Raw genomic sequence first — 24368 nt, 5'->3', positions numbered from 1 at the left:
GTAACTTGTATTGCTAGTAACGATAGATTTCGCCGAATTGGCGCATGCAGTAAAACTACATGTCTTAAATCTAAATCAAATGAATCAAATCCAAATTGTTAAAGAGCGTTTAAAGCAAAAAAGCTTTAAAAGATAATGTCTTAAACGACAATATGTTTTAAAACTCTTCCTTCTCATCCGCAAGGATGATGGTGGAGCTATGCGGGATCGAACCGCAGACCTCCTGCGTGCAAAGCAGGCGCTCTCCCAGCTGAGCTATAGCCCCAAGAAAAACAGTAAGGCTATTGATTGGTAGGCCTGAGTGGACTTGAACCACCGACCTCACCCTTATCAGGGGTGCGCTCTAACCAGCTGAGCTACAAGCCTACACCGTTGCTCTTAACTTCTCTGATCAGATAATTCGTGTGAACGCTTGCCGAGAATCGGCTTTCGTTTAAGGAGGTGATCCAGCCCCAGGTTCCCCTAGGGCTACCTTGTTACGACTTCACCCCAGTCATGAACCACACCGTGGTAACCGCCCTCCCGAAGGTTAAGCTAGCTACTTCTGGTGCAATCCACTCCCATGGTGTGACGGGCGGTGTGTACAAGGCCCGGGAACGTATTCACCGCGACATTCTGATTCGCGATTACTAGCGATTCCGACTTCATGGAGTCGAGTTGCAGACTCCAATCCGGACTACGACCGGTTTTCTGAGATTAGCTTACCCTCGCAGGTTCGCGGCCCTCTGTACCGGCCATTGTAGCACGTGTGTAGCCCAACTCGTAAGGGCCATGATGACTTGACGTCGTCCCCACCTTCCTCCGGTTTGTCACCGGCAGTCTCCTTAGAGTTCCCACCCGAAGTGCTGGCAAATAAGGACAAGGGTTGCGCTCGTTACGGGACTTAACCCAACATTTCACAACACGAGCTGACGACAGCCATGCAGCACCTGTCTCAGAGTTCCCGAAGGCACGAAACTATCTCTAGTAACTTCTCTGGATGTCAAGAGTTGGTAAGGTTCTTCGCGTTGCGTCGAATTAAACCACATGCTCCACCGCTTGTGCGGGCCCCCGTCAATTCATTTGAGTTTTAACCTTGCGGCCGTACTCCCCAGGCGGTCTACTTATCGCGTTAGCTGCGCCACTAAAAGATCAAGTCTCCCAACGGCTAGTAGACATCGTTTACGGCGTGGACTACCAGGGTATCTAATCCTGTTTGCTCCCCACGCTTTCGCACCTCAGTGTCAATATCGGTCCAGGTAGTCGCCTTCGCCACTGGTGTTCCTTCCTATATCTACGCATTTCACCGCTACACAGGAAATTCCACTACCCTCTACCGTATTCTAGATTGGCAGTATCAGGTGCAGTTCCAAGGTTGAGCCCTGGGCTTTCACATCTGACTGACCAATCCACCTACGCGCGCTTTACGCCCAGTAATTCCGATTAACGCTCGCACCCTCCGTATTACCGCGGCTGCTGGCACGGAGTTAGCCGGTGCTTCTTCTGCAGTTAACGTCACAGCTAGCAGGTATTAACTACTAACCTTTCCTCACTGCTGAAAGTGCTTTACAACCCTAGGGCCTTCTTCACACACGCGGCATGGCTGCATCAGGCTTGCGCCCATTGTGCAATATTCCCCACTGCTGCCTCCCGTAGGAGTCTGGACCGTGTCTCAGTTCCAGTGTGGCTGATCATCCTCTCAGACCAGCTAGAGATCGTCGCCTTGGTGAGCCATTACCTCACCAACTAGCTAATCTCACGCAGGCTCATCCAATAGTGCAAGGTCCGAAGATCCCCTGCTTTCCCCTTAGGGCGTATGCGGTATTAGACCAAATTTCTCTGGCTTATCCCCCGCTACTGGGTAGATTCCTACGCGTTACTCACCCGTCCGCCACTCGTCATCAACTAGCAAGCTAGTCATGTTACCGTTCGACTTGCATGTGTTAGGCCTGCCGCCAGCGTTCAATCTGAGCCATGATCAAACTCTTCAGTTTAAATCATTTGTGTTACCAGGAATGTGGTAACGGGCTCTAGTACTAAACAACCGGATAACATTCTTAAGAACGTTAAACCTTTGTAAATCGCTTTAAATGAATTCACTTGGTTGCTTGTCTAGAAAAAGTTTGCTTCTTCTCAACAAGCGCCCACACGAATTATCTGATCAAATTGTTAAAGAGCGTTGCTTTCTTGACTCTCCGCTGAATCAGCGTTTCGTCTCAAGCGAGGCGCATATTCTACTTTGCGCTCATTCAAAGTCAACCGTTTATTTTGCAATTTTGTAAAAAGTTTTTACTCAGCAACCGGACTTTGAATCCTGCTCCGTAAGCAATCTTAAAAACCAATATTTTCAATCACTTACTAAGCACCTCACTCAGCTCTGCAGCCCCTTAAAAAGCGGCCTCCCTAAGCAAGGACGGCGAATTCTACAGACATCTAAAAAAGGGTCAACACCCAATCTTAAAAAAAGTGCAAAAAGTTGAAAAAAACTTACAAATCATCACAAGTCGATCAAGGGTTGATCAATAGCGTTTAAATAGTAGTCAACAAATACAAAAAAGGCGCTGAGTTTTACCTCAACGCCTTCTCTATACTCCCTCTTATGACTTAAAGAGAGAATAGATGGTGTTTCTTTTTGCCTAGCTTAACTAAGAAGTACTTACCAAAGCGTGCATTTGACTCGGCGAACACCTCTGTCGCTTTCATATTATCTTCAAAGCCATGTGCGTTACCGTTAACAATCACCGCATTTCGCTGCAGCGCATCTTTAACTTGCTTACCGCCAGGCGCCATACCCGCTTCTGACAAGATAGTCGTTAAAGGCGTTTCAGACACTTCTTCTGGATTAATTACAGATGATGGCAAACCGTCTTGGGCTAGCTGCGCATAATCCTGTTCGCTTAGTTCGGATGTTTCACCCGAGAATAGTGCTTCTGTAATACGCTTAGCCGCAGCTAAACCTTCCTCACCATGAACAAGTCGCGTTACTTCTTCAGCAAGAACACGTTGACCTTCTGGACGACCTTGGCGCTCTGCATCTTCTTTTTCTAACGCTTCAATATCTGCTACAGGTAAGAATGTGAAGTACTTAAGGAAACGGTAAACATCTGCATCTGCCGTTTGTAGCCAGAACTGATAGAAAGCATATGGAGATGTTTTATTTGCATCTAGCCAGATAGTACCCGATTCAGTTTTACCGAATTTGGTACCGTCTGATTTAGTGATAAGTGGTAGCGTCAAACCAAATGCTTGATTGCCATTCATGCGACGAGTCAGTTCAGTACCGCCCGTAATATTGCCCCACTGATCAGAACCACCGATCTGTAAAGTACAGCCATGAGACGCATTCAATTGCTGGAAGTCATACGATTGCAAAATCATATACGTAAATTCAGTGAAAGAGATGCCTTCACCTTCACGATCAATACGTTGCTTCACTGATTCTTTAGCTATCATCTGGTTAACAGAGAAGTGCTTGCCAATATCACGCAAGAAAGTTAGAACATTTACGTTTTGTGTCCAATCGAGGTTATTCACAACTTCAGCACTATTAGCACCACAGTCGAAATCTACAAATGCACTAACCTGAGCTTTAAGCTTCTCAACCCAACCTGCTACTGTTGAATCATCATTTAACTTACGCTCTTGCGCTTTAAAGCTTGGATCACCAATCAGACCAGTTGCCCCACCCACAAGCGCAAGCGGCTTGTGACCAAATTCCTGAAAACGCTTTAGTGTTAGTAGTGGTACAAGACTACCAATATGCAAACTATCCGCTGTAGGGTCGAAGCCGCAATAAAGTGTCACACTGCCTTCAGCAAGATGCTTTGCCAAATCTTCTTCGCTTGTCATCTGCGCAACTAGCCCGCGCGCTTGTAGGTCGTTTAATAGTGCTTCACTCATTTCTTTTGCTTGCCCTTTAAATTACGGCTAAAAATTCGAAGCGGTTATTTTAGCCCTTGCTAAGCCTGCAAACAAATAAGTTCTCAGCAATTTTTCTTAGTAATCGTTAAGCAATCCTTAAGTTTTATTTAACTAAGCCGACTTTCTTTGATGACAGTGGCATAATGCAACGCTTAATTTTCAGCAACCCAATATGATAATGAAGGGGTATAGGGTGCTAAATCGCGTTAAACAGTTCCGTGGAAACTTTCCCACGGTTCACTTAGTGGCTGTCAGTGCCTGTGTGCTTATTTTAGGCCTGACTCTTTTACTGCTTCCATCACAAGAGGTAGGGGCAAATCGCGGAGACTTACCCCCACCACTTACTGTTATAAAAACAGTAGATACACTTGACCCAAAAACAGTCACAACAATTCCTTCTCAAACTATTACAACAGCCCCTGTAGAGCCTAATTGGATATCATATGTCATAGGGGATGGCGACAACCTAACCTCCATGTTCAAGAAGGCAGGACTCACTCCGCGTGATGTTTATCATGTCGCTGCCGCTGGCAAAGAAACAAAAGCATTTACCCGTCTGTTTCCAGGCCAAACATTAAGCTTTGAAATAAAAAACGGAAAGTTAAGCAAACTTAAGCATACCGAATCAAAGCTAAAGCACACTATTCTATACACCGACAATAATGGCTCTTATCAGATTAATTCTGTCATCAGAACACCTGAAATAAGACAACAATTCACTTCAGGTACTATAAAAGACTCTCTATTTTTAGCGGGTGCCGAAGCAGGCCTTTCTAGCAAAAAAATTATGGAGCTCGCCAGCATATTCGGCTGGGATGTGGATTTCGTCCTAGATATCCGTAAAAACGACGATTTCAGCCTCATTTATGAAGAGCATTATCTAGATGGCGAGAAAATTGGCGAAGGTCCTATCATTGCTGCTCAATTTACTAACAGAGGCAATAAATTCACAGCTCTTCGTTATACAAATACCCAAGGCGATAGCAGCTACTACACACCTGAAGGCTATAGTATGCGCAAAGCCTTCCTTCGCTCGCCGGTAGATTTTGCCCGTATCAGCTCACGCTTCAGCCTCAGTCGTAAGCACCCTGTACTCAATCGCATTCGCGCTCACAAGGGCGTGGATTATGCAGCTCGAACAGGCACACCAATTAAAGCTGCTGGTGAAGGAAAAATCACATTCCGTGGTAGAAAAGGCGGATTTGGCAATGTTGTAATCGTCCAACACGGTAGCAATATCACCACCCTTTATGCCCACATGAGTAATTTTAAACGCGGACAACGTGTCGGCACTCGGGTTAAGCAAGGCCAAGTGATTGGTTTTGTTGGTCAAACAGGCCTTGCGAGCGGCCCTCACCTTCATTACGAGTTTCGCGTAAATGGCGTTCACAAGAACCCTCTGACGGTTAAATTGCCACAAGCTTCTCCTATCGCTAAAGCTGAGCGAAGTAACTTTACGGAAACGGCGAGTAGCTTATTAGCTCAGCTTGAAACTCACCAAGCCACCACACTTGCACAGAGCAATCGTTAAGCATGAGTCAGAAGGATCTATTTATTGGGTTAATGTCAGGTACCAGTCTGGATGGTATCGACGCAGTTGCCGTTAGATTAACACCAAATTTTGAAATGGTAGCTACGCACGCTGAAGAGATCCCAGCAACGTTAAAGAACGATATTTTGACACTGACCCAGCCCGGCGATCTTGAAATTGATTTAATGGGCAAAGTAGATAGATCTTTAGGCAAGCTCTTCGCCAAAACCGTAAATAATCTTTTAAGCAAAAACGGTTTATCTGCTGAGCAAGTTTCAGCAATCGGCAGCCACGGTCAAACTATCCGTCACCGTCCAGAATTTGGTTTCACTTTGCAAATAGGTGACGCAAACCAAATTGCTGAACTAACCGGTATCACCACTGTGGCAGATTTTCGACGTCGCGATATGGCTGCCAATGGCCAAGGCGCGCCTTTGGTACCGGCGTTTCATAATGCAATGCTGCATTCACATGACTGCAATCGTATTCTGCTGAATATCGGCGGGATGGCTAACCTTACTTTCCTTCCAAAATCTGAAGAGCAAAACATCCTTGGCTTTGATACTGGTCCTGGTAACGTTTTATTAGATGCGTGGATCAAGCACTGTCGAGACCTTCCCTTCGATCAAAATGGCAAATGGGCACTATCCGGCTCCATTAATGAGGATCTTTTAGAGCAATTAAGCTCTATTGAATATTTTTCAGAACCTCCACCTAAAAGCACTGGCAGGGAACAGTTTAATTTAGCCTGGCTAAAACAAACACTATCCACGCTTCCTGCGATTAAAGCGGAAGATGTACAACGCACTTTGCTTGAATTGACCGCCACCAGCATAACCGACGCTATAAAAACACACATTCCTAGCCAGGTATTTGAGCTATATATCTGTGGCGGCGGCAGTTTCAACCAAGCACTTACGCAACGCATATCTGATTTATTACCAAACATTAAGGTCAGTAATAGTGACGATATCGGAATTGATGCGGATTGGATGGAAGCAGCAGCCTTTGCTTGGTTAGCGATGCGCTGTTTAGATGGGAAAGCCGGCAACAATCCAAATGTTACCGGCGCAAAAGGGGATCGAATTCTAGGCGCGATCTATCAAGCCTAAAAGTACAGATAACCTTGTTGGCGTAACCTAACCTGTTCCGCAGGACCTAGTGGAATCGTATCGATAAACGCAGGTAGCTCTGAGCGCTCTACGCCATTTGCTCGCATCCATGTTTCACACACACGGATATCGATCACATTATTCGAGTCCAATCGTTCAGCAAGCTCTAACAAGCTTTTATACTGATTCATATTCTGATGCCGGAAGGCATGCGCTTCATCACCATGCAAAACAAACACGATCGGTTCGTAGGATGAAAGATTCTCTACCTCATCAACTAGCATACTCGCTCTTTGAAAAAGCATTTCAACTTCACTAGGCGTGTGCTTTTTAATCAGCGCCAGATAACGATCATTAGCGATATCTGGAGATATAGGCGACTGCAATGGCTGAGCCATGAGCAAGCCAGAAAAAAGCATACAAAAAACAGAAAAGACCAACTGACGCATATTATTCCCCTAGAGGACTTAAATTAATAACCTACGACAGAGTAGAAGATATAGTAATAGGCCCCCTCATAACAAGGGATCACCTATTACTATCGTATGTAAGCTTAGACTAAGCTGAACAGAAACAGCTAGATAGAGAAGGATGAACCACAACCACAAGTTGTTGTCGCGTTCGGGTTGTTAATCACAAACTGAGAACCTTGCAGACCCTCTTTGAAGTCCACTTCCGAACCAACTAGATATTGAAAGCTCATCGGATCCACCACCATGAACACACCATCACGCTCAATCACAGTATCATCATCTGCAGCGTTTTCATCAAAAGTGAAGCCGTAAGAGAAACCGGCACAGCCGCCACCCGTAATAAATACACGTAACTTCAGGCTATTATTCTCTTCCTCTTCCATAAGAGATTTTACTTTAGCAGCGGCAGAAGTAGTAAATACCATCTCCGGCTCTGCAATTGGATCAACTGTTTCTATCATAACGACCATACTCAATTAAGCTGAGCACAATTATCACCTTAACCGACTAATTCAGTCAAGTATTAAGGCATTAAGCCAACAATATTCAGCCCAGCAGTCTCTTCAAAACCAAATATAATGTTCATGTTCTGAACCGCCTGACCCGCAGCACCTTTAACAAGGTTATCAATCACAGATAACACAACCACAGTATCTTCACCTTGAGGGCGATGAACGCTGATACGGCAAACGTTCGCACCTTTAACACTTCTCGTTTGTGGATGACTACCTGCTGGCATAACATCAACAAACGGTTCGTTAGCGTAACGTTCTTCAAAGATTGCTTGTAGATCGTGATCTACAGGATCTTTCAATACACCGTAACAAGTAGAATGGATGCCACGAATCATTGGCGTTAGGTGCGGAACAAACGTCAGATGCACTGGACGCTCTGCTGCTAACGCAAGACCTTGCTTAATTTCAGGCAAGTGACGATGACCCGGCACACCATAAGCCATCATGCTTTCGCTCGCTTCGCACAACAACATACCAACTTTCGCACCACGACCAGCACCACTTACACCTGATTTACAGTCAGCAATTAGACGACGGTGATCGATCAGTTTGTTTTCCAATAACGGCAAATAAGCAAGCTGCGTCGCAGTTGGGTAACAACCTGGGCAAGCAATCAGTTGCGCATCTTTGATCTGTTCACGATTTACTTCTGGTAAGCCGTATACAGCCAATTCAGCCATCTCTGGTTGAGTATGCTCCATGCCATACCACTTAGACCAAAGCTCCAGATCCTTGATTCTGAAGTCAGCGCCTAGATCAATAACTTTAACACCCTTACCAACAAGCTCGGCAGCCATATTCATGGCAACCCCATGAGGTGTCGCAAAGAAAACGACATCGCAACCACTTAGCGTTCCCACATCAGGTACGGTAAAGCGCAGATCGTGGTGTCCTCGAAGGTTGGGATACATGTCAGCCACACTGACGCCTTCCTCTGAGCGAGAAGTAATAACCTCTACTTTTGCCTGAGGATGATTTGCCAACAAACGAAGTAACTCTACACCGGTATAACCGGTACCGCCTACAATACCTACCTTAATCACAGGAACCTCTCATAAGGGATGAAAAACTGGTAACGTATAATACAGAAACTAAGACCCTTATGACTATTAATAAATAATCTAGCTTATGCTGCGAAATACTTTTTCTCTTGACCATTTCCGCCATCGCCTTGCTCACAGTGAAGCATTGCCCCAAATGGTTATCCTAGGGTTAATCTGCGGATTGTTGTGCGGTCTTGTTTTAGGCAGCTTTCGGTTATTGCTTGAACTCCCGCTTTCTAGCTTTTTACCGGGAGGTGACAGTGATAACTTTGAAGGGCTTTCTTCTTGGCATCATTTCTTCCTCCCTATTGTCGGTAGTTTATTACTGATAGCGGTTTTATCACGCGTCACCCCACTGAATCGCAAAGTAGGTGTTGCTCACTTATTGGAACGAATGGCTTACCATCAAAGCAATCTGCCTTTGGTGAACGCCGTCGTTCAACTTATTGCGGCTTCAATTGCTCTGCTATGCGGTCACTCTGTCGGTAAAGAGGGCCCAGCTATTCACTTAGGTGCAGCATGTGGTAGCCAACTTGGACAAAGATTAAAACTACCCAACAATACTTTAAGAATACTGGCAGGCTGCGGCGCTGCCGCAGGTATTGCCGCTACCTTTAACACCCCATTAGCAGGCGTCGTCTTTGCCATGGAAGTCATATTACTGGAATACACCGTCATTGGTTTTATGCCAGTCATGGTTGCTGCAGCAACAGGCACGCTAGTTGTCCAGATAATGCTAGGGAATCAGTTAGTACTTACTGTCCCTCAACTACATATAGAATCTCTGCATGAAATTCCTTACGTGGCCTTTTTAGGCCTTATTATTGGACTTTTAGCAGTTCTATTTATTGCGCTAATGCGTGCAACAATGAAGTGGTCCGATCATTCCGTCTTTACGTATAGATCCAAGTTGATGTTGGCAGGTATTCTCACTGGCTCAATGGCTCTGTTTTATCCACAAATAATGGGATTGGGCTACGACACAGTGACCTCTGTTTTACATGGCGAAGTGGGAATTGGTTTACTAATAGGCATAGTCCTAGCCAAGTGCGTTCTGACACCGATTGTTCTTGGCCTTGGTGTTCCAGCAGGACTTATCGGGCCTACCTTTTTCATAGGCGCTATGGCGGGGGGAATTCTCGGTATCTTTGGTGCTAGTGCCGTTGACCAAGATGTAGCAAATTCTGGATTCTATGCCTTATTGGGTATGGGCAGCATGATGGGCGCTGTTGCCAACGCGCCTATGGCCGCACTTGTGGCGATATTGGAGCTTTCATCCAATCCGAATATTATTTTTCCCGCAATGATTTCCATTGTGGTTTCAAATTTGATCGCCCGCTACGTTTTCAAAATGCCGTCGATCTTTGTTATCAGTATGCAGTTACAAGGGTTGGATTATCGATATAAACCTATTGCCCAGATACTTAATGGCTCAGCTGTACAAAGCATCATGACAACGAATTTTGTAAAAAGTACTGCAATCGTCTCCGAAAAAGGCGCTCAACATGCCTTAGAGACTAGCCCCGATTGGGTTCTGGTAGAAAAAGATAATAACTTCAGTTTCCTCTCCCCTGGAGATCTGCATCTTCACCTTAGAAATAGCTTTGAACCACATAAGGATATTGATCTATTAGAAATACCGGCACTTCGTCTCGATGCTAGTAGTATCGATAGCAAAGCAACACTACAAGAAGCTCTGGATAGAATGAATAATAAAAGCACCGAAGCTTTATACGTTTTAAATAATCAGAAAAAAATTACGGGCCTACTAACCCGAAGCCAAATTGAAGATTTCTACCGCAAAGACTGATCTATGACATACAGTTTAAAAGGCCTATACGGCATTACTGATTCCGATCTAATGCCCGATACTGAAACAATGCTGCGCAAAGTTGAACAAAGCATACAGGGCGGTGCGAAGATTATTCAGTATCGAGATAAATCATCCGATCTTAAAAAACGCGTTGAGCAAGCATCGGCTTTAAACCTTATTTGTAAAAAGAACAAAATCCCGCTCATCATTAATGATGATGCAGGCTTAGCTGCAGGTATTGGTGCCGCAGGTGTGCACTTGGGACAAAGCGATGGCGCAATAGAGGAAGCTCGCGAAATGCTAGGCGAAGATGCGATCATCGGTGTAACCTGCCATGATTCATTGGAGCTAGCCTTAAAAGCACAACAAGCCGGTGCTTCATATTTAGCATTCGGCGCATTCTTCCCATCGAAAACTAAACCCAATGCCAAGCCAGCTCCTCTTTCGTTGGTTAAAGATGTAAAAGACAAAGTTAACTTGCCAATAGTGGCGATTGGAGGCATTAGCGTGGATAATGCCGACCAGATTGTAACAGCAGGTGCCGATATGGTTGCCGTCATACATGCGCTATACGCGAACAAAAAAGTGACTGCAGCAGCAAAACAGTTCCACCAGCTCTTCACTAATTGATTTCAGAGAGAATAAAGATGTCCCGTTCAGAAGAACTTTTCCAAGCAGCTCAAGTTCACATTCCCGGTGGAGTTAACTCTCCTGTGCGTGCATTTAAAGGTGTAGGCGGCACCCCAATCTTCTTCAAACAAGGCGAAGGCGCTTACTTGTTTGATGAAGACGGTAACAAATACATCGACTACGTTGGCTCTTGGGGACCAATGATCTTAGGTCATTGCAACAGTGAAGTAATCGATGCTGTACGCGTTTCTTTAGATAACGGTCTAGGTTTTGGCGCGCCAACTGAGATCGAAATCGAGATGGCAAACAAGGTTTGCGAGATCATGCCATCTTTAGACATGGTCCGTATGGTTAGCTCTGGTACAGAAGCAACTATGAGTGCGATCCGTCTGGCACGTGGTTACACTAAGCGCGATAAGATTGTTAAGTTTGAAGGCTGCTACCACGGTCATTCCGATTCTCTATTGGTTAAAGCAGGCTCTGGCATGCTGACTTTAGGTGAGCCTAGCTCACCAGGTGTTCCAGCCTCTCTTGCTGAACACACCATCACTCTGACTCACAACGATATCGACAGCGTTCGTAAAGCATTCGCAGAGATCGGTGATCAGATCGCGTGTATCATCGTTGAACCTGTAGCCGGCAACATGAACTGCATCCCTCCTCTTCCAGGCTTCTTAGAAGGTCTTCGTGAAGTATGTGATGAATACGGCACGGTTCTGATCTTTGACGAAGTAATGACGGGCTTCCGTGTAGCACTGGGTGGCGCACAGTCTGTTTATAACGTAACGCCTGACCTGACGACGCTAGGTAAAGTTATTGGCGGTGGTCTACCAGTAGGCGCGTTTGGTGGTAAGAAAGAGATCATGGAGCATATCGCTCCGCTAGGCGCTGTTTACCAAGCGGGTACGCTTTCCGGTAACCCACTCGCAATGGCTGCAGGCCTAGCGATGCTGAACGCTGTTTCTAAACCTGGTTTCTACGAGCAACTAAGCGCAAAAGTAGAGCTACTAACCGAAGGTTTAGAAGCTGTAGCGATGGCAAATGGTATTCCATTTACCACTAGCCGTGTTGGTGGCATGTTCGGTCTATTCTTCACTGAGCAAGAGCAAGTAACTAGCTTCGCTGAAACTATGGCGTGCGACGCAGATCGTTTCTCTAAATTCTTCCACGGCATGCTTGAGCAAGGCGTATATCTAGCACCTTCAGCATTTGAAGCAGGCTTTGTATCTGCTGCACACACACAGGAAGATATTGAGAAAACACTCGCAGCAGCTGACCACGTTTTTGCGAATCTAAAATGACCTTAGCGATCATAGCTGGCAATGCTCTTCTTATTGCCAGTGCTCTATTTTTAGCAGGCCGCAGTTATAGAGTAGGCGAGAAACATGATCATACTGCCAGTATGGTCATTAGCCTGTCGGCTGCATTTATCGCTTGCTCAGGTGCTGGTGCACTCCTGCTACAAGGAACAGATCAGGATTCAGTCACGTTCAGGCGCCTGCTGGATAACCTAGCGTACTTTGCTGCAATCCCTTTAATAGCAAGCGCCATGTTTGATTATGCTTGGAAGAAGGATTGGTCACGTGCAGCATGGGGACGTTGGTTATTAGTATTATTCGCTCTATTTGAGCTGTGTCGCCGTAGCGAAGTAGGCGTCACCTACAGCCAAGCACTCGCAGGACTATCTGCACTTGCGTTGTTAATCAGCTGTTTGAGAATACAGCCTCTAATCACTAAAGCGGCAGGTACTGCATCCGCAATTGCAATTGCAGTTTCGACACTTGTCTATAGTCAGGCATCTCTAATGCCTCATTTGGCCGGCCCAGCTCTGTATCATTCAGTGCTTGCTGTTGCTCTGATACTTTTGAGCATAGCCCTTGGAAAAGAAAAGCTTCCTTAAGCTGTCTCGACCAGATATTTCACGCATAAAAAAGCAGCCATTTAGGCTGCTTTTTAGTACTTATCCGATTAGTAGTTCAGCGCTTTAGTCCGGGCAGCATTTGCTCCAGAACGATCACCTGAACTTTGACGAATATCCGCAATCAGCAACCACAATCTTCGCAACATAACGACATCACCAATGGCCATATTTGTACCTTTGAGAGCCATTTGCTCGGCTTGAGCCCACTGACCTTCAAGGCGACGAACATCAGCCCATTGGTAATAGATTTCCGGATCCCTAGGAGCGATCCGTTGCGCACGCTCAAGGCTACTTTCAGCCGCCTGCATTGCCCCTCTATTTTTCTGCTGGTTTGCGTTGTTTAACAGAGCAATGACAGCAGGGTTTTGAGCTCGAGCAGTCACAGGCGTTGGAACTGGTACCGCGACAGACTTCTCAGTTCGCGATTCTCGAACAACCGTAGGTTTGATTTGAACACCCGTAGCAGATTCGGCTGACTGAATAACGCCATCTTGCCCTGATCGATCCTCTACAGGGGGACGGTATACTCCTGTTCCACTCACACACCCAGTCAAAGCCAACGCTGTTAAAAGTGCTCCAGCTGTTTTATAACGCTTAATTATCTGAACCATCGTTCAAACCAATCCATAGATTCTTGTTGCTGATTTCCGGCACATTCAGCGTAATCTTGCGGAGCTGTACCTTTTATGAACGGCAATTGTCGCACACCCTGACACTGTTCGGCAGAGATCAAACCTGTTTTTTCTTCAACCCAGTGATACTCAATCTCTTCTGGCTGAACCGCCATAAACGACTGTGGTCGTTCTTTGACCATTAACTCGGTCCAAACCCGTAATGCTCCTCCCGAGCCGGTAAATGGCAGTTTGTCATTGTCATCCAGACCCAACCAGACCACCGCCATACGATCTCCTGCAAAACCAGCAAACCAACTATCGCGCTGACCATTACTGGTGCCGGTCTTACCAGCCACATTAATTGAACCTGGCAGACGGCTATAGATATAGCGCCCTGTACCTTCTCGGGTAACCGCTTGCAACGCATATTGAATCAGATGCATATTCTCCGCAGTCACCACCTGTTTCACTTCAAATGGATAGCGAGAAAGCTCCTGCCCTTCTGAGTCCGTAACCAAACGAATAGCACGCATCGGCGTTCTAAAACCATTTGCAGCAATCGTCTGATAAACCGTCGCAATCTCAAATGGGCTCATCGACTCCGCGCCCAGTAAAAGCGAGGGGTAAGGCTTGGGATCACGAGAGATACCTAGACGTTCTAAGGTATCGATCACTTTCGGCAAACCTATATCCATACCTAATTGAGCAGTACTCTGGTTATAGGATTTCGCTAAAGATAGATAAAGCGGCACTTTACCGTGGCTTTGACGATCAAAGTTCTGCGGCACCCAACTCTTACCACCAGGAAGCGGCACACTAATAGGCTGGTCATCCAAAAGGGAAGCCAAGGTATAACCCTCTTCTAACCCCGCCAAAAAGACTGCTGGTTTCACCAAAGAACCGATTGGACGGCGCGCATCTAAAGCTCGGTTAAAACCTTGGTACCGCGCGTTTTTACCACCCACCAGCGCCAATACTTCACCCGTTTGCGGATCAGTGACTACAATACCGCCCTGCAATGCAGTGACTGGTTTGCCGTAGCGTTTCTTTAAATTGCCTATGGTTTTGGTCAGAGCAGCTGCAGTATTCGCTTGCACCATTGGATCTAAGCTAGTGAATACTCGCAAACCTTCTGAGCTAAGCACATCTTCAGGATACTCTTCACGCAACTGACGTTTCACAAGATCAAGATATGCAGGGTAAGCACCTTTATGCAGGCTACGCTGTTTAACCACACCTAAGCCACGTTTCTCAGCATCTAGACGATCTTTCATGCTGATCACGCCCTGTTCTTGAAGTACTTTCAACACAAGGTCACGACGCGCTTTGGCACGTTCCGGGTGACGCCTTGGATCGAAGTAAGATGGCCCTTTCACCATACCAGCCAATAGCGCGACCTGATGAAGTTTCAGTTCATTAATAGGCTGGGCAAAGTAATACTGACTCGCCAGGCCAAACCCATGCACTGCCCGGGAGCCCGATTGCCCCAAGTAAACTTCGTTCAGATAAGCCTCTAGAATCTCATTCTTGCTGTAGCGAAGATCCAATAGCACAGCCATCGGGATTTCCATAAGCTTACGCGCTAATGTTCGATCAGAGGTCAGATAGAAGTTTTTGATCAACTGCTGTGTCAGGGTACTACCGCCCTGAATAAAGCGACGCGCCTTAAGGTTAACCCACATTGCACGCGCGATACCTTTTGGCGACACACCAAAGTGGTTGTAGTAGTCTCGATCCTCGATCTGAATCAATGAGTCCAAAAGCAGTTGAGGAGCTTGCTCTAAGCGAATCAGGTCACGGTCTTCATTGTCTCTAGGGTAAATACCACCGATCAGGATCGGTTCGAGGCGACTTAACGGAACGATGGAACCACGACTATCCTTAATCGAAACTAACTGATTGCCACTGAAGCTCAGCAATAAACGCTGTGCGCTCTCATCACCATCAGGGAAACTGAATCCACGGGTATACACGCGAGCACGACTGGAAGCCCACTCCACCATCCCCGGTTTATCCGCACGATTTACAAATCGGTAGCCCAAGCCTTTCAATTCTTCCTTGAATGCTTGGCGATCTAATACCTGCCCCGGATACAACTCGAGAGGCCGCGCATACACTTTGGCAGGCAATGCCCAGCGCTTACCCTCAAATTTACTTTTGACTTGGACATCCAGATAGATCAAACCGATTCCGCCAATCACCATGCCCAAAAGGGACAGTTTGAACAGAAAGATAAGAAACTTTTTCAGGAAACTGCGTGGTTTTTTAGTGCTTTTGCCACGACTTGACGATTTTGGTGCTCTCTTTTTTGCCATTGGCTCAGTATAATGCCTTCCCTTAGCAGGTATATCAGTACGTTTATGACCCTAATCGACTCTCTAAAACAAGCTTCGTTCTATCCGCATCCAGTCGACCAGATTGAGGTGATAGAAACCCACATTTCCTGGCTGATCTTAACAGGCGAATATGCCTATAAGATTAAAAAGCCAGTGGATTTCGGTTTTCTGGATTTTACCACGCTAGAGAAGCGTCAGCACTTCTGTGAGGAAGAGCTACGTCTAAATCAACGATTAGCGCCTGATATCTACCAGCAAGTCATCACTATTGGCGGTAATGCTGAGAATCCGATATTCAATCCAGAAGGCGATGAAGAGATCATTGAATATGCTGTTCAAATGCAGCAATTTGATCACTCTCAACGCCTAGATCTCCTTTTAGCCAATCATCGCTTTGAAGCTAGCTGGATAGATACATTAGCCGAACAGATTGCTGATTTTCACCAGCGCATTCCGATTGTGGCGCAAGACAGCCCTTGGGGTGAAGCGGAAACGATTTGGGAAGTTGTCTCCGATAACTTCAGCCATATCACCGACGCTATCGACGAACTAGATGACTGGCACAAAGTACAAAAGCTATCCCATTACACTGCGCAGCAGTTCCGCAAACTGACACCGCTAATTGAACAACGTAAGCAATCCGGTCATATTCGCGAATGCCATGGCGACCTTCACTTAGCCAACATCACTCTTTTTCATGATGAGCTAAGACTCTTTGACTGTATCGAATTTAACTTACAGTTCCGCTGGATCGATAGTATTTGCGATCTTGCTTTTCTCCTTATGGATCTGGAAGCCAACGGTGAATTCCGTTGGGCCAATCGCTGCTTAAATCGCTACTTAGAAATCAGTGGTGATTACAATGCACTACCACTGCTTAATTTCTATAAAGCGTACCGTTCCATGGTTCGCGCCAAGGTTGCAGTACTAGGCGAGCATCACGATCTACAAACCCTGCGCCGCTATCTGCGTCTAACCGATTACTATGCTCGTGCACCAAAGCCAGCACTGTTTTTGATGCATGGAATTTCCGGCAGTGGCAAGAGCCATTTAAGCCAACAGCTTGTTGATCAAACCGATACAATTCGTATCCGCTCTGATGTTGAGCGCAAACGTCTTTTCCGCGAGTTGAGCTTAAAAGGGGAAAAAATTGATCTGTATGGTCCACAAATGAACGCCCATACCTTCAATCATCTTTTTGATACAAGCGCAGAGCTGCTACGTAACGGCTACTCAGTGATTGTAGATGCAACTTGTTTGCGCCAAAGAACACGCCAGAATTATATCGAACTGGCTGAGAAACTCGGTATACCTATTCGCATTATCAGCTGCGAATGCGAGCAAAAACTAATTGAAGCCCGTTTGAAACGCCGTTCCAATGAAGGCTCGGATGCATCCGATGCTGACATTGCGGTCATGTTGGAACAACAACAGCTTGCACAACCTCTAACAGAAGAGGAGCAAGCACTTACTCTCTCAATCGATACCGACGATGATGAAGCGATCGTACGATTATTAGAACAGCTACGAATCCAAGAGGTAATTTTCTAATGACAGCCTTATGCCATATTGATGAGATTACTGAAGGTCAGGCCAAAGGGTTTGAGTGCGAAGGTAAAAAACTTTTCGCGGTAAAATACCGTGGTGAGTTATTCGTCTATGAGAATAGCTGCCCACATCGCAGCATTCCCCTAGAATGGCAGCCTAATCAGTTCCTAGATTACGACAAGACCTTCATCCAGTGTGCTACCCATGGCGCGCTTTTCAAAATTGACAGTGGCGAATGCATCTCAGGCCCCTGCGTAGAAGATAGCCTGACCGCCATCCCATTTACCTTAGATGATGGCCAAGTGATCCTCGGCTAAGTAATTACCGGAATCTCGCGTTGAATACTAATCTGTTCAGGCGAGATATCTGCAGCATAAGCGATTACTTCTACCCCAGCGTCTATAGCCTCACGCAGTAAGCGGCCATATTCAGGGTCAATCTGATCGGCTGGGCGTACTTGTTTAATCCCTGTGTGAGGCACACAAAACAGCATCACAGCACGATCACCTTGCTCAACCATCGCCATTAGCTCCTGCAAGTGTTTAGCGCCACGCTTAGTCACTGCATCTGGAAAGCTTCCCCAGTTATCAGATTCAAGCAAAGTCACATTCTTAACTTCAACCCATGCTCGACCTTTCTCTTCATCTTCTAACAAGAGATCAATACGGCTGTTTTCACCATACTTAACCTCTTGACGAATATCAGAGTACCCTTGCAGCTGAGCAATCACCCCTTGCTCAATCCCTTCGCGAATCAGTTTATTGGCACGACCGGTATTGATACAGGCGAGATACTGCCCTTCAACTTCCACCAGCTCCCAACCCAATGGGTATTTACGTTTAGGATTGCCACTGTCGTGCACCCAAACACGGCTATCTGGATCAGCACAGTTTTTCATGGAGCCCGTATTAGGACAATGGATCGTAACTTCGCGACCATCCGACAAAACAACATCAGCAAGGAAACGCTTATAACGCTTGATCAAACGCCCTTCGATTAGATCTTCGAACTGCATTATTTTTGAATCCTTTTACCTAAACGCTCCAACATCAACTGAATGCGGTCCAATCCTGTAGTGTAAGAGAATCGAATAAATTCCTGACTACGGTGCTGACCAAAATCCAACCCCGGCGTCGTCGCTATATGATCCTCTTCCAACAACGACCAACAATAATCGAAAGTGTTATCGGTAAGGTGCTTAGCGCCTGCATACACATAGAATGCCCCCTCAGGGGTAACTGGGAGATCAAAGCCTAAATCTCTTAATCCAGACACCAAAAGATCACGACGTTTTTGGAACTCAAAACGTCTACGCTCCAATTCAGAAATCGTTTCAGGCTTAAATGCAGCCAGTGCTGCATATTGCGAAACCGTGTTTGGCGAAATCATCAAATTCTGCGCCAATTTTTCTAATTCTGGGGCAGCCTCCTCAGGTGCCACCAGCCAACCTAAACGCCAACCTGTCATCCCAAAATATTTAGAAAAACTATTGATAACAAAGGTATTCTTATCGATCTCTAATGCACTTGGCGCATCTGTTCCGTAGGTAAGCCCATGATAGAGTTCATCAACAACAAGATGACCACCTAGTTTTTTAACTGTCGCCGCAATATCAGTTAACTCATCCCGATGAACAACCATACCGGTTGGATTAGCAGGAGAAGCTAACAGCACCCCAGCGGTATTAGCTTGCCAATGCTGTCCAATCAACTCAGCATTTAACTGGAAATTATCTTCTGCATTAGTCGGCACTAACTGAGATTTAGCTTCTAAAAAGCGCAGGAATTGGCGATTACATGGATAACCCGGATCAGCCATCATAAACGACTGCCCAGCATCAGCGAGTAAAGAGAACACCATCAACAAAGCACTAGATGCGCCGGTGGTGACAACAATGCGTTCAGGGGCGACTTCTAGCCCATATTTCGTGGCATACCACTGACTGATCGCCTCACGTAATTCAGGAATACCCGCGGCAGGCGTATACTGAGTCAGGCCGCTATCAATCGCCGCTTTGGCTGCTTCTGCAATCAATGGTGCTGTTGCAAAATCAGGCTCACCCACCTCCATATGGATAACGTCACATCCAACATCATCAAGTTGCTTAGCCCGTTTAAGCAAGTCCATCACTTTAAAAGACTCAATTTCTGCAACACGTTGGGAAGGACGGAATACCATGCGAATACCTGATCAAACACTAAAAATGGCAGTATACCTCAGACCATTTACGAATATCCCGCCTAGAGCGCCTATTTACAAGCGCTTCAAGGTGAACTAAACCTAATGAGATGTCTTTTAGTATCAATAGAATACATTTAGGGCTAGCGAAACGGCGAGGCATCTGGTAATTTGCCTGCCTTCTATGCTAAATCAATGTATTTATTGCATAACTAAACACAGGCAAGTGAAGTCACCCTTAAGGTGGCTTACGAAAGAAAGAGAGTGAGGCAGCGCTTATGCCAAACAAGAGCGAATCTTTCACACATATTGATCCTTATCCGCTAGTTGAGGGTGAGGAATACATGAATGAGAAACAGAAGGATCACTTCCGTGCAATCCTAGGTGCTTGGAAACAAGAACTGATGGAAGAAGTGGATAGCACTATCCACCACCTGCGCGAAGAGCCTTCAAATTTTGCAGATCCAAGCGATCGAGCTAGCCAGGAAGAAGAATTCAGCCTTGAGCTACGTACTCGTGACCGCGAACGTAAATTGATCAAAAAGATCAATGAATCGCTTGAGCTGATCGACGAAGATGAATACGGCTATTGCGATGCTTGCGGTATCGAAATTGGCGTTCGTCGTCTCGAAGCTCGACCTACAGCGTCTTTGTGTATCGATTGCAAAACGCTGGCGGAGATCAAAGAAAAACAAGTCGGCGGCTAAATCTAAACTAAGCCAGTTTATATAACTGGCTTAGCTTTAAGTATTTATCGTGACCTATATCGGCCGATTTGCCCCATCCCCTACTGGGCCATTACATTTTGGTTCACTCCTTGCTGCACTCGCCAGTTTTTTGGATGCACGTGCCCATGAGGGTGAATGGCTTTTACGCATCGAAGATTTAGATCCTCCTCGCGAACAGCCAGACGTCAAAGAACAATTTCCACTGTTACTGGAAAGTTACGGTCTTTATTGGGATGGTGAACTCAGCTTTCAAAGCGAACGTCTTGAACTCTATGCGCCGGTACTGCAGGAACTACTCGAAGCTCATCACGCTTACCCCTGCTCCTGTTCACGTAAAGAGATCCTAAGCCGCTGCGATAATTTGGTGTATGACCAACATTGTTTGATGCACCCTCCGGCGCAAGATGACAACGTTGCCATTCGTATCAACAGCAACGGTACGCTCATTAGTTTTCGCGATATTATCCAAGGCCCCCATGCCTATAATTTAAGTAGTACGGGCGACTTTGTTGTATTCCGCCGTGATGGTTTTTACTCTTACCAACTCGCCGTGACTATCGACGATTATCTGCAAGGCATTACCCATATTGTACGCGGCTCAGACCTACTAGATGAAACGGCTAAACAGATTCATCTACAACAGCTGTTAGGCTATCCAACACCTGCTTATGCACATATTCCTGTCGCGGCCAACGCCGAAGGTCAAAAGCTGAGTAAGCAAACCTTTGCTCCGGCACTAGAAACCACCGATCCCATTCCAGTTTTGTTTAAAGCATTGCAATTTCTGGATCAAGAACCGCCACGAGAACTGCTATACGCAAGTAGAGATGAACTACTGGAGTGGGCAATTGCTAACTGGGATATACGTAAAATAAAACCAACACTCAGTAAGCCGCTATTAAACGAGTCGTAAGATGTATTTCCACCGAGTCCTACTTTTATTGATACCCGGTTTATACATGGTATTACCCCTCATTATTGATAGCTGGCAGAGCCTGACAACACCTTGGTATCTTCCTTACGTTGCTTGGTTTCTTATTATCTTGTTAGCATTTCTGATCGAGCGGAGGCCGAGGGATGTATAGTCTTCCATTACTCATCCTGATCGGAGTGGCTTATCTGCTCTTTCTCTTTGGTACGGCCTACCTTACCGAGAGAGGACTATTACCCAAGCAGTTGGTGCACCATCCATTTACCCATGTACTTTCTATTGGGGTATATGCCAGCGTATGGACGTTCTATGGCGCCTTTGGACTGGCGCAAGAATCGGGATATAGCTTTTTAGCTTCCTATCTGGGTGCTGTAGTCACCTTTATCTTAGGTCCAGTACTGCTGATTCCTATTCTCAGAATATCGAGGACATACCAACTTAGCTCGCTACCCGACCTACTCGCCTTTCGCTTTCGCAGCGGGGCGGTTGGTACTATTACAGCTATACTCACCGTCATCGCCACACTCCCTATGCTCTCAATTCAGATACAAGCGGTGACCGATGCTCTGTATCTGCTAAATGACCAATTCAGTGTTGACCAAATCGGCTTAGGCTTTTGCTTTGTTATCGCCCTCTTTTCGATTTTATTCGGTGCACGTCACGCCTCTTTACGTACAACCCATCAAGGCCTCATGGTGGCCATGGCAGTTGAGTCACTGATTAAACTAATCGCACTTCTGGTGATTGCTGGCTTTGCAATCTTTGGCGTCTTAGGTGGAGTAGAAGGGGTGAATGACTTTATCACCAGCCATCCAGAATCGATCAAGCGCTTGGAAGCACCTGTAGACAGCGATGCTTGGCGAACCTTACTACTGGCATTTTTCACCGCAGCTATTGTGATGCCGCATATGTTCCACATGCTGTTTACCGAAAATTCCTCTGACGAAACACTCTATAAAGCTACATGGGCGATGCCGCTGTTTCTGTTTTTGCTTGCAGCTGCAGTTCCACCTATCCTTTGGGCAGGCGAAGCACTCGGTGTAGGCGGTGAAGCGCAATTCATCCTTTTGAACATGGGTGTTTTCTTAGACTCTACTTGGCTAACGGTATTGGCATTTATCGGCGGTTTGTCAGCAGCCAGCGGCATTATGATTGTGGCAACTGTAGCTATGGCTTCGATGATTCAAAACCACGTTATCCTGCCGTTAGTACCAAAACCGAAAACCCCTCGCTTCTATGCCTGGCTATTATGGCTTAGACGTAGTTTGATCATGGCGATGCTGCTTGCCAGCTATCTTTTCTATCGCCAGATAGGTACGGACTTTGCCCTGCATCAGATGGGCGTGGTTGCTGTAGTTGCCTTCCTACAGTTCTTACCGGGATTACTATCCACCCTGTTCTGGTCCAGAGCGAACCGCTGGGGCCTACTCATAGGTTTATCCGCAGGCATGGGGATATGGCTGCTAACCATGCTCGTTCCGCTTCTAGATAGTTCAGCCAGCGAATTGGTACCTTTCGATTTAGATACAGATAACTGGGACCATATTGCGATTCTGTCGCTGATGCTAAACACTGCTCTTCTGACCGTAGTCTCTCTAATCTTCCCTCAATCAGAAGATGAGCGTAGGGCCGCACAATCCTGCTTGATGAACGCGTTGCAAAAGCCAAGTTCCAACCACCTACGCGTTTCCAGAATCGATGACTTTACCGATCTACTGTCTAGCCGATTGGGCCGCAAAACCGCAGAGCGCGAAGTTCAAAAAGCACTAGAGAGTCTGAATATACAATCGCAGACTGTGCGTCCGATCGATCTGTTACGCCTTCGTACAACCCTTGAAACTAACCTTTCAGGCTTACTTGGGCCTATAGAAGCCGCTGCTTTACTTGAGCCTTTGGATCAACCTTCCGATCCAATTACTTTCAAAGCCAGTAATACGCACCTGATTGAAAACCAGCTGGAAAACTATCAAGAACGTTTGACCGGTCTTGCGGCCGAACTTGATGAAATGCGCCGTTACCACCGTCTTACACTGCAAAAACTCCCCGTCGGTGTATGTACCCTCGATACCTCTGGACAAGTACTGTTCTGGAATATTGAGATGGAGCGTCTGACCCAAATTAAAGCGGAAGAGATTATTGGTACGCCGCTACAAAGCCATACGGATACTTGGAGCACTATTTTAGAAGAGTTCGCACACGCGGATAGCGATCACAAGTTGAGCCAAAAACTGATCTTAAATGAACAAACTCATTGGTTCAGTTTGCATAAATCGATCCTTAAAGAGCGTCGCGATATCGGCATGGTGTTGCTCCTAGAAGACGAGACCGACACTAAAATCATGCAGGACAAGCTCGGCCATAACGAACGACTTGCATCTATCGGTCGCTTTGCTGCGGGTGTTGCCCACGAGATTGGCAACCCTGTAACGGGGATCGCTTGTCTGGCACAGAATCTGAAGCTAGAAACAGATAACGATTATATTCTTGAAACCGGAGATCATATCGTCGATCAAACCAAACGCATCAGCCGTATCGTTCAGTCCCTTGTCAGATTCGCACATGCAGGTCGCCCAGAAGCGGAACGAGAGCAAGTACCGGTATCTCTCGCGCAATGTGCTGAAGAAGCTATTCACCTAATGTCTTTGGATAGCCATGGCAAGCAACAACAGTACATCAATCAGATACCCGATGAGCTTCGTGTTAGTGGTGATCCACAACAACTTCATCAAATCTTTGTAAACCTGATTCAAAATGCCAGCGATGCCTCACCTGAAGGTGGGCGTATCTGGCTCCATGCCAATGAAAATATTGAAACCGTAGAGCTTCGAGTAACCGATGAAGGCAGCGGTATATCAGCCGAATCCCAAGAACGCCTCTTTGAACCGTTCTTTACCACAAAAGACCCTGGTCAGGGTACAGGTTTGGGTCTATCTTTGGTTTACAATATTATTGAAGAACATTGTGGTAATATTGAAATTATAAGCCCAGCCAACAACAAGCAGAACAAAGGCACTCAAGTGGTAATAACGCTCCCGCGCTTAAAGTGGACAGAAGATCCCGACAGCGCAGGATAGTGGGATGAGAGGTAGAGAGCC

At 46.2% G+C, this 24368-nt stretch carries 19 protein-coding genes, 2 tRNA genes and 1 rRNA gene; 11 read left to right on the top strand and 11 right to left on the bottom strand.

Going from position 1 to position 24368, the window contains the following annotated elements; all coding sequences use genetic code 11:
* Positions 1–189: 189 nt before the first annotated feature.
* From ACMXYP_RS02065 to tyrS, 4 genes are all read right to left on the bottom strand, one after another.
* Positions 190–265, bottom strand: a tRNA-Ala gene (locus ACMXYP_RS02065).
* Between the two features lie 24 nt (positions 266–289).
* Positions 290–366: transfer RNA gene (locus ACMXYP_RS02060), tRNA-Ile, on the bottom strand.
* A gap of 68 nt (positions 367–434) precedes the next feature.
* Positions 435–1973 (bottom strand): 16S ribosomal RNA (locus ACMXYP_RS02055).
* 610 nt (positions 1974–2583) lie between these two features.
* On the bottom strand, positions 2584–3879 hold the full coding sequence (tyrS, locus tag ACMXYP_RS02050; RefSeq protein ID WP_415883350.1) for a tyrosine--tRNA ligase: 1296 nt from the start codon (positions 3877–3879) through the stop codon (positions 2584–2586).
* Positions 3880–4093: 214 nt separating this feature from the next.
* Between tyrS and ACMXYP_RS02045 the strand changes: the two genes are divergently transcribed.
* A complete protein-coding gene (locus tag ACMXYP_RS02045) occupies positions 4094–5431 on the top strand; it encodes a peptidoglycan DD-metalloendopeptidase family protein (protein WP_415883349.1) in 1338 nt (445 codons plus the stop codon).
* 2 nt (positions 5432–5433) lie between these two features.
* The gene (locus ACMXYP_RS02040) at positions 5434–6543 is read left to right on the top strand and encodes an anhydro-N-acetylmuramic acid kinase (protein ID WP_415883348.1); all 1110 of its coding nucleotides are present in this window, start codon (positions 5434–5436) and stop codon (positions 6541–6543) included.
* On the opposite strand, the gene ACMXYP_RS02035 is transcribed toward ACMXYP_RS02040, so the two are convergent.
* From ACMXYP_RS02035 to argC, 3 genes are all read right to left on the bottom strand, one after another.
* A complete protein-coding gene (locus tag ACMXYP_RS02035) occupies positions 6540–6992 on the bottom strand; it encodes a hypothetical protein (RefSeq protein ID WP_415883347.1) in 453 nt (150 codons plus the stop codon). The two genes, ACMXYP_RS02040 and ACMXYP_RS02035, sit on opposite strands and share 4 nt — an antisense overlap.
* 128 nt (positions 6993–7120) lie before the next feature.
* Entirely contained in the window at positions 7121–7477 is a 357-nt protein-coding gene (gene erpA / locus ACMXYP_RS02030) for an iron-sulfur cluster insertion protein ErpA (RefSeq protein WP_415883346.1), read from the bottom strand.
* Between the two features lie 62 nt (positions 7478–7539).
* Positions 7540–8574 (bottom strand): N-acetyl-gamma-glutamyl-phosphate reductase, encoded by a 1035-nt coding sequence (argC, locus tag ACMXYP_RS02025; protein WP_415883345.1) that lies wholly within the window; start codon positions 8572–8574, stop codon positions 7540–7542.
* A 154-nt stretch (positions 8575–8728) separates the two neighbouring features.
* On the opposite strand from argC, the gene ACMXYP_RS02020 reads away from it, so the two are divergent.
* From ACMXYP_RS02020 to ACMXYP_RS02005, 4 genes are read left to right on the top strand one after another with little or no spacing between them, the layout of a single operon-like run.
* Positions 8729–10384: a chloride channel protein gene (locus tag ACMXYP_RS02020; RefSeq protein ID WP_415883344.1), complete on the top strand. Its 1656-nt coding sequence runs from the start codon at positions 8729–8731 to the stop codon at positions 10382–10384.
* Positions 10385–10387: 3 nt separating this feature from the next.
* A complete protein-coding gene (gene thiE / locus ACMXYP_RS02015) occupies positions 10388–11017 on the top strand; it encodes a thiamine phosphate synthase (protein ID WP_415883343.1) in 630 nt (209 codons plus the stop codon).
* A 17-nt stretch (positions 11018–11034) separates the two neighbouring features.
* Positions 11035–12318 (top strand): glutamate-1-semialdehyde 2,1-aminomutase, encoded by a 1284-nt coding sequence (gene hemL / locus ACMXYP_RS02010; protein WP_415883342.1) that lies wholly within the window; start codon positions 11035–11037, stop codon positions 12316–12318.
* Positions 12315–12917, top strand: coding sequence for a hypothetical protein (locus tag ACMXYP_RS02005; protein WP_415883341.1), 603 nt, complete (start codon positions 12315–12317; stop codon positions 12915–12917). The genes hemL and ACMXYP_RS02005 overlap by 4 nt, the downstream gene beginning before the upstream one ends.
* A gap of 68 nt (positions 12918–12985) precedes the next feature.
* On the opposite strand, the gene ACMXYP_RS02000 is transcribed toward ACMXYP_RS02005, so the two are convergent.
* Together ACMXYP_RS02000 and mrcB are read right to left on the bottom strand one after the other, a co-directional pair.
* On the bottom strand, positions 12986–13549 hold the full coding sequence (locus tag ACMXYP_RS02000) for a tetratricopeptide repeat protein (protein WP_415883340.1): 564 nt from the start codon (positions 13547–13549) through the stop codon (positions 12986–12988).
* On the bottom strand, positions 13537–15867 hold the full coding sequence (gene mrcB, locus ACMXYP_RS01995; RefSeq protein ID WP_415883339.1) for a penicillin-binding protein 1B: 2331 nt from the start codon (positions 15865–15867) through the stop codon (positions 13537–13539). Before mrcB ends, ACMXYP_RS02000 begins: the two co-directional genes overlap by 13 nt.
* Positions 15868–15912: 45 nt before the next feature.
* On the opposite strand from mrcB, the gene ACMXYP_RS01990 reads away from it, so the two are divergent.
* Both ACMXYP_RS01990 and ACMXYP_RS01985 read left to right on the top strand, forming a co-directional pair.
* The gene (locus ACMXYP_RS01990) at positions 15913–17439 is read left to right on the top strand and encodes an AAA family ATPase (protein WP_415883338.1); all 1527 of its coding nucleotides are present in this window, start codon (positions 15913–15915) and stop codon (positions 17437–17439) included.
* Positions 17439–17753 (top strand): Rieske (2Fe-2S) protein, encoded by a 315-nt coding sequence (locus tag ACMXYP_RS01985; protein ID WP_415883337.1) that lies wholly within the window; start codon positions 17439–17441, stop codon positions 17751–17753. The genes ACMXYP_RS01990 and ACMXYP_RS01985 overlap by 1 nt, the downstream gene beginning before the upstream one ends.
* Here the strand turns inward: ACMXYP_RS01985 and sfsA are convergent.
* Positions 17750–18451: a DNA/RNA nuclease SfsA gene (sfsA, locus tag ACMXYP_RS01980; protein ID WP_415883336.1), complete on the bottom strand. Its 702-nt coding sequence runs from the start codon at positions 18449–18451 to the stop codon at positions 17750–17752. The genes ACMXYP_RS01985 and sfsA overlap by 4 nt on opposite strands.
* The gene (locus ACMXYP_RS01975) at positions 18451–19614 is read right to left on the bottom strand and encodes a pyridoxal phosphate-dependent aminotransferase (protein WP_415883335.1); all 1164 of its coding nucleotides are present in this window, start codon (positions 19612–19614) and stop codon (positions 18451–18453) included. Before ACMXYP_RS01975 ends, sfsA begins: the two co-directional genes overlap by 1 nt.
* Positions 19615–19892: 278 nt before the next feature.
* On the opposite strand from ACMXYP_RS01975, the gene dksA reads away from it, so the two are divergent.
* The 3 genes from dksA (at position 19893) to ACMXYP_RS01960 (ending at position 24347) form a co-directional block, all read left to right on the top strand.
* Positions 19893–20321, top strand: coding sequence for an RNA polymerase-binding protein DksA (gene dksA / locus ACMXYP_RS01970; RefSeq protein ID WP_415883334.1), 429 nt, complete (start codon positions 19893–19895; stop codon positions 20319–20321).
* A 49-nt stretch (positions 20322–20370) separates the two neighbouring features.
* Positions 20371–21255, top strand: a complete 885-nt coding sequence (gene gluQRS, locus ACMXYP_RS01965) for a tRNA glutamyl-Q(34) synthetase GluQRS (RefSeq protein WP_415883333.1) — start codon at positions 20371–20373, stop codon at positions 21253–21255.
* A 164-nt stretch (positions 21256–21419) separates the two neighbouring features.
* Positions 21420–24347 (top strand): sensor histidine kinase, encoded by a 2928-nt coding sequence (locus ACMXYP_RS01960; RefSeq protein WP_415883332.1) that lies wholly within the window; start codon positions 21420–21422, stop codon positions 24345–24347.
* Positions 24348–24368: the final 21 nt, after the last annotated feature.

Source organism: Neptuniibacter sp. QD34_54, assembly GCF_047778055.1.
Lineage (GTDB): Bacteria > Pseudomonadota > Gammaproteobacteria > Pseudomonadales > Balneatricaceae > Neptuniibacter.
The sequence above is the reverse complement of the archived record's forward strand: the minus strand, read 5'-3'. Positions and strand labels throughout refer to the sequence as shown.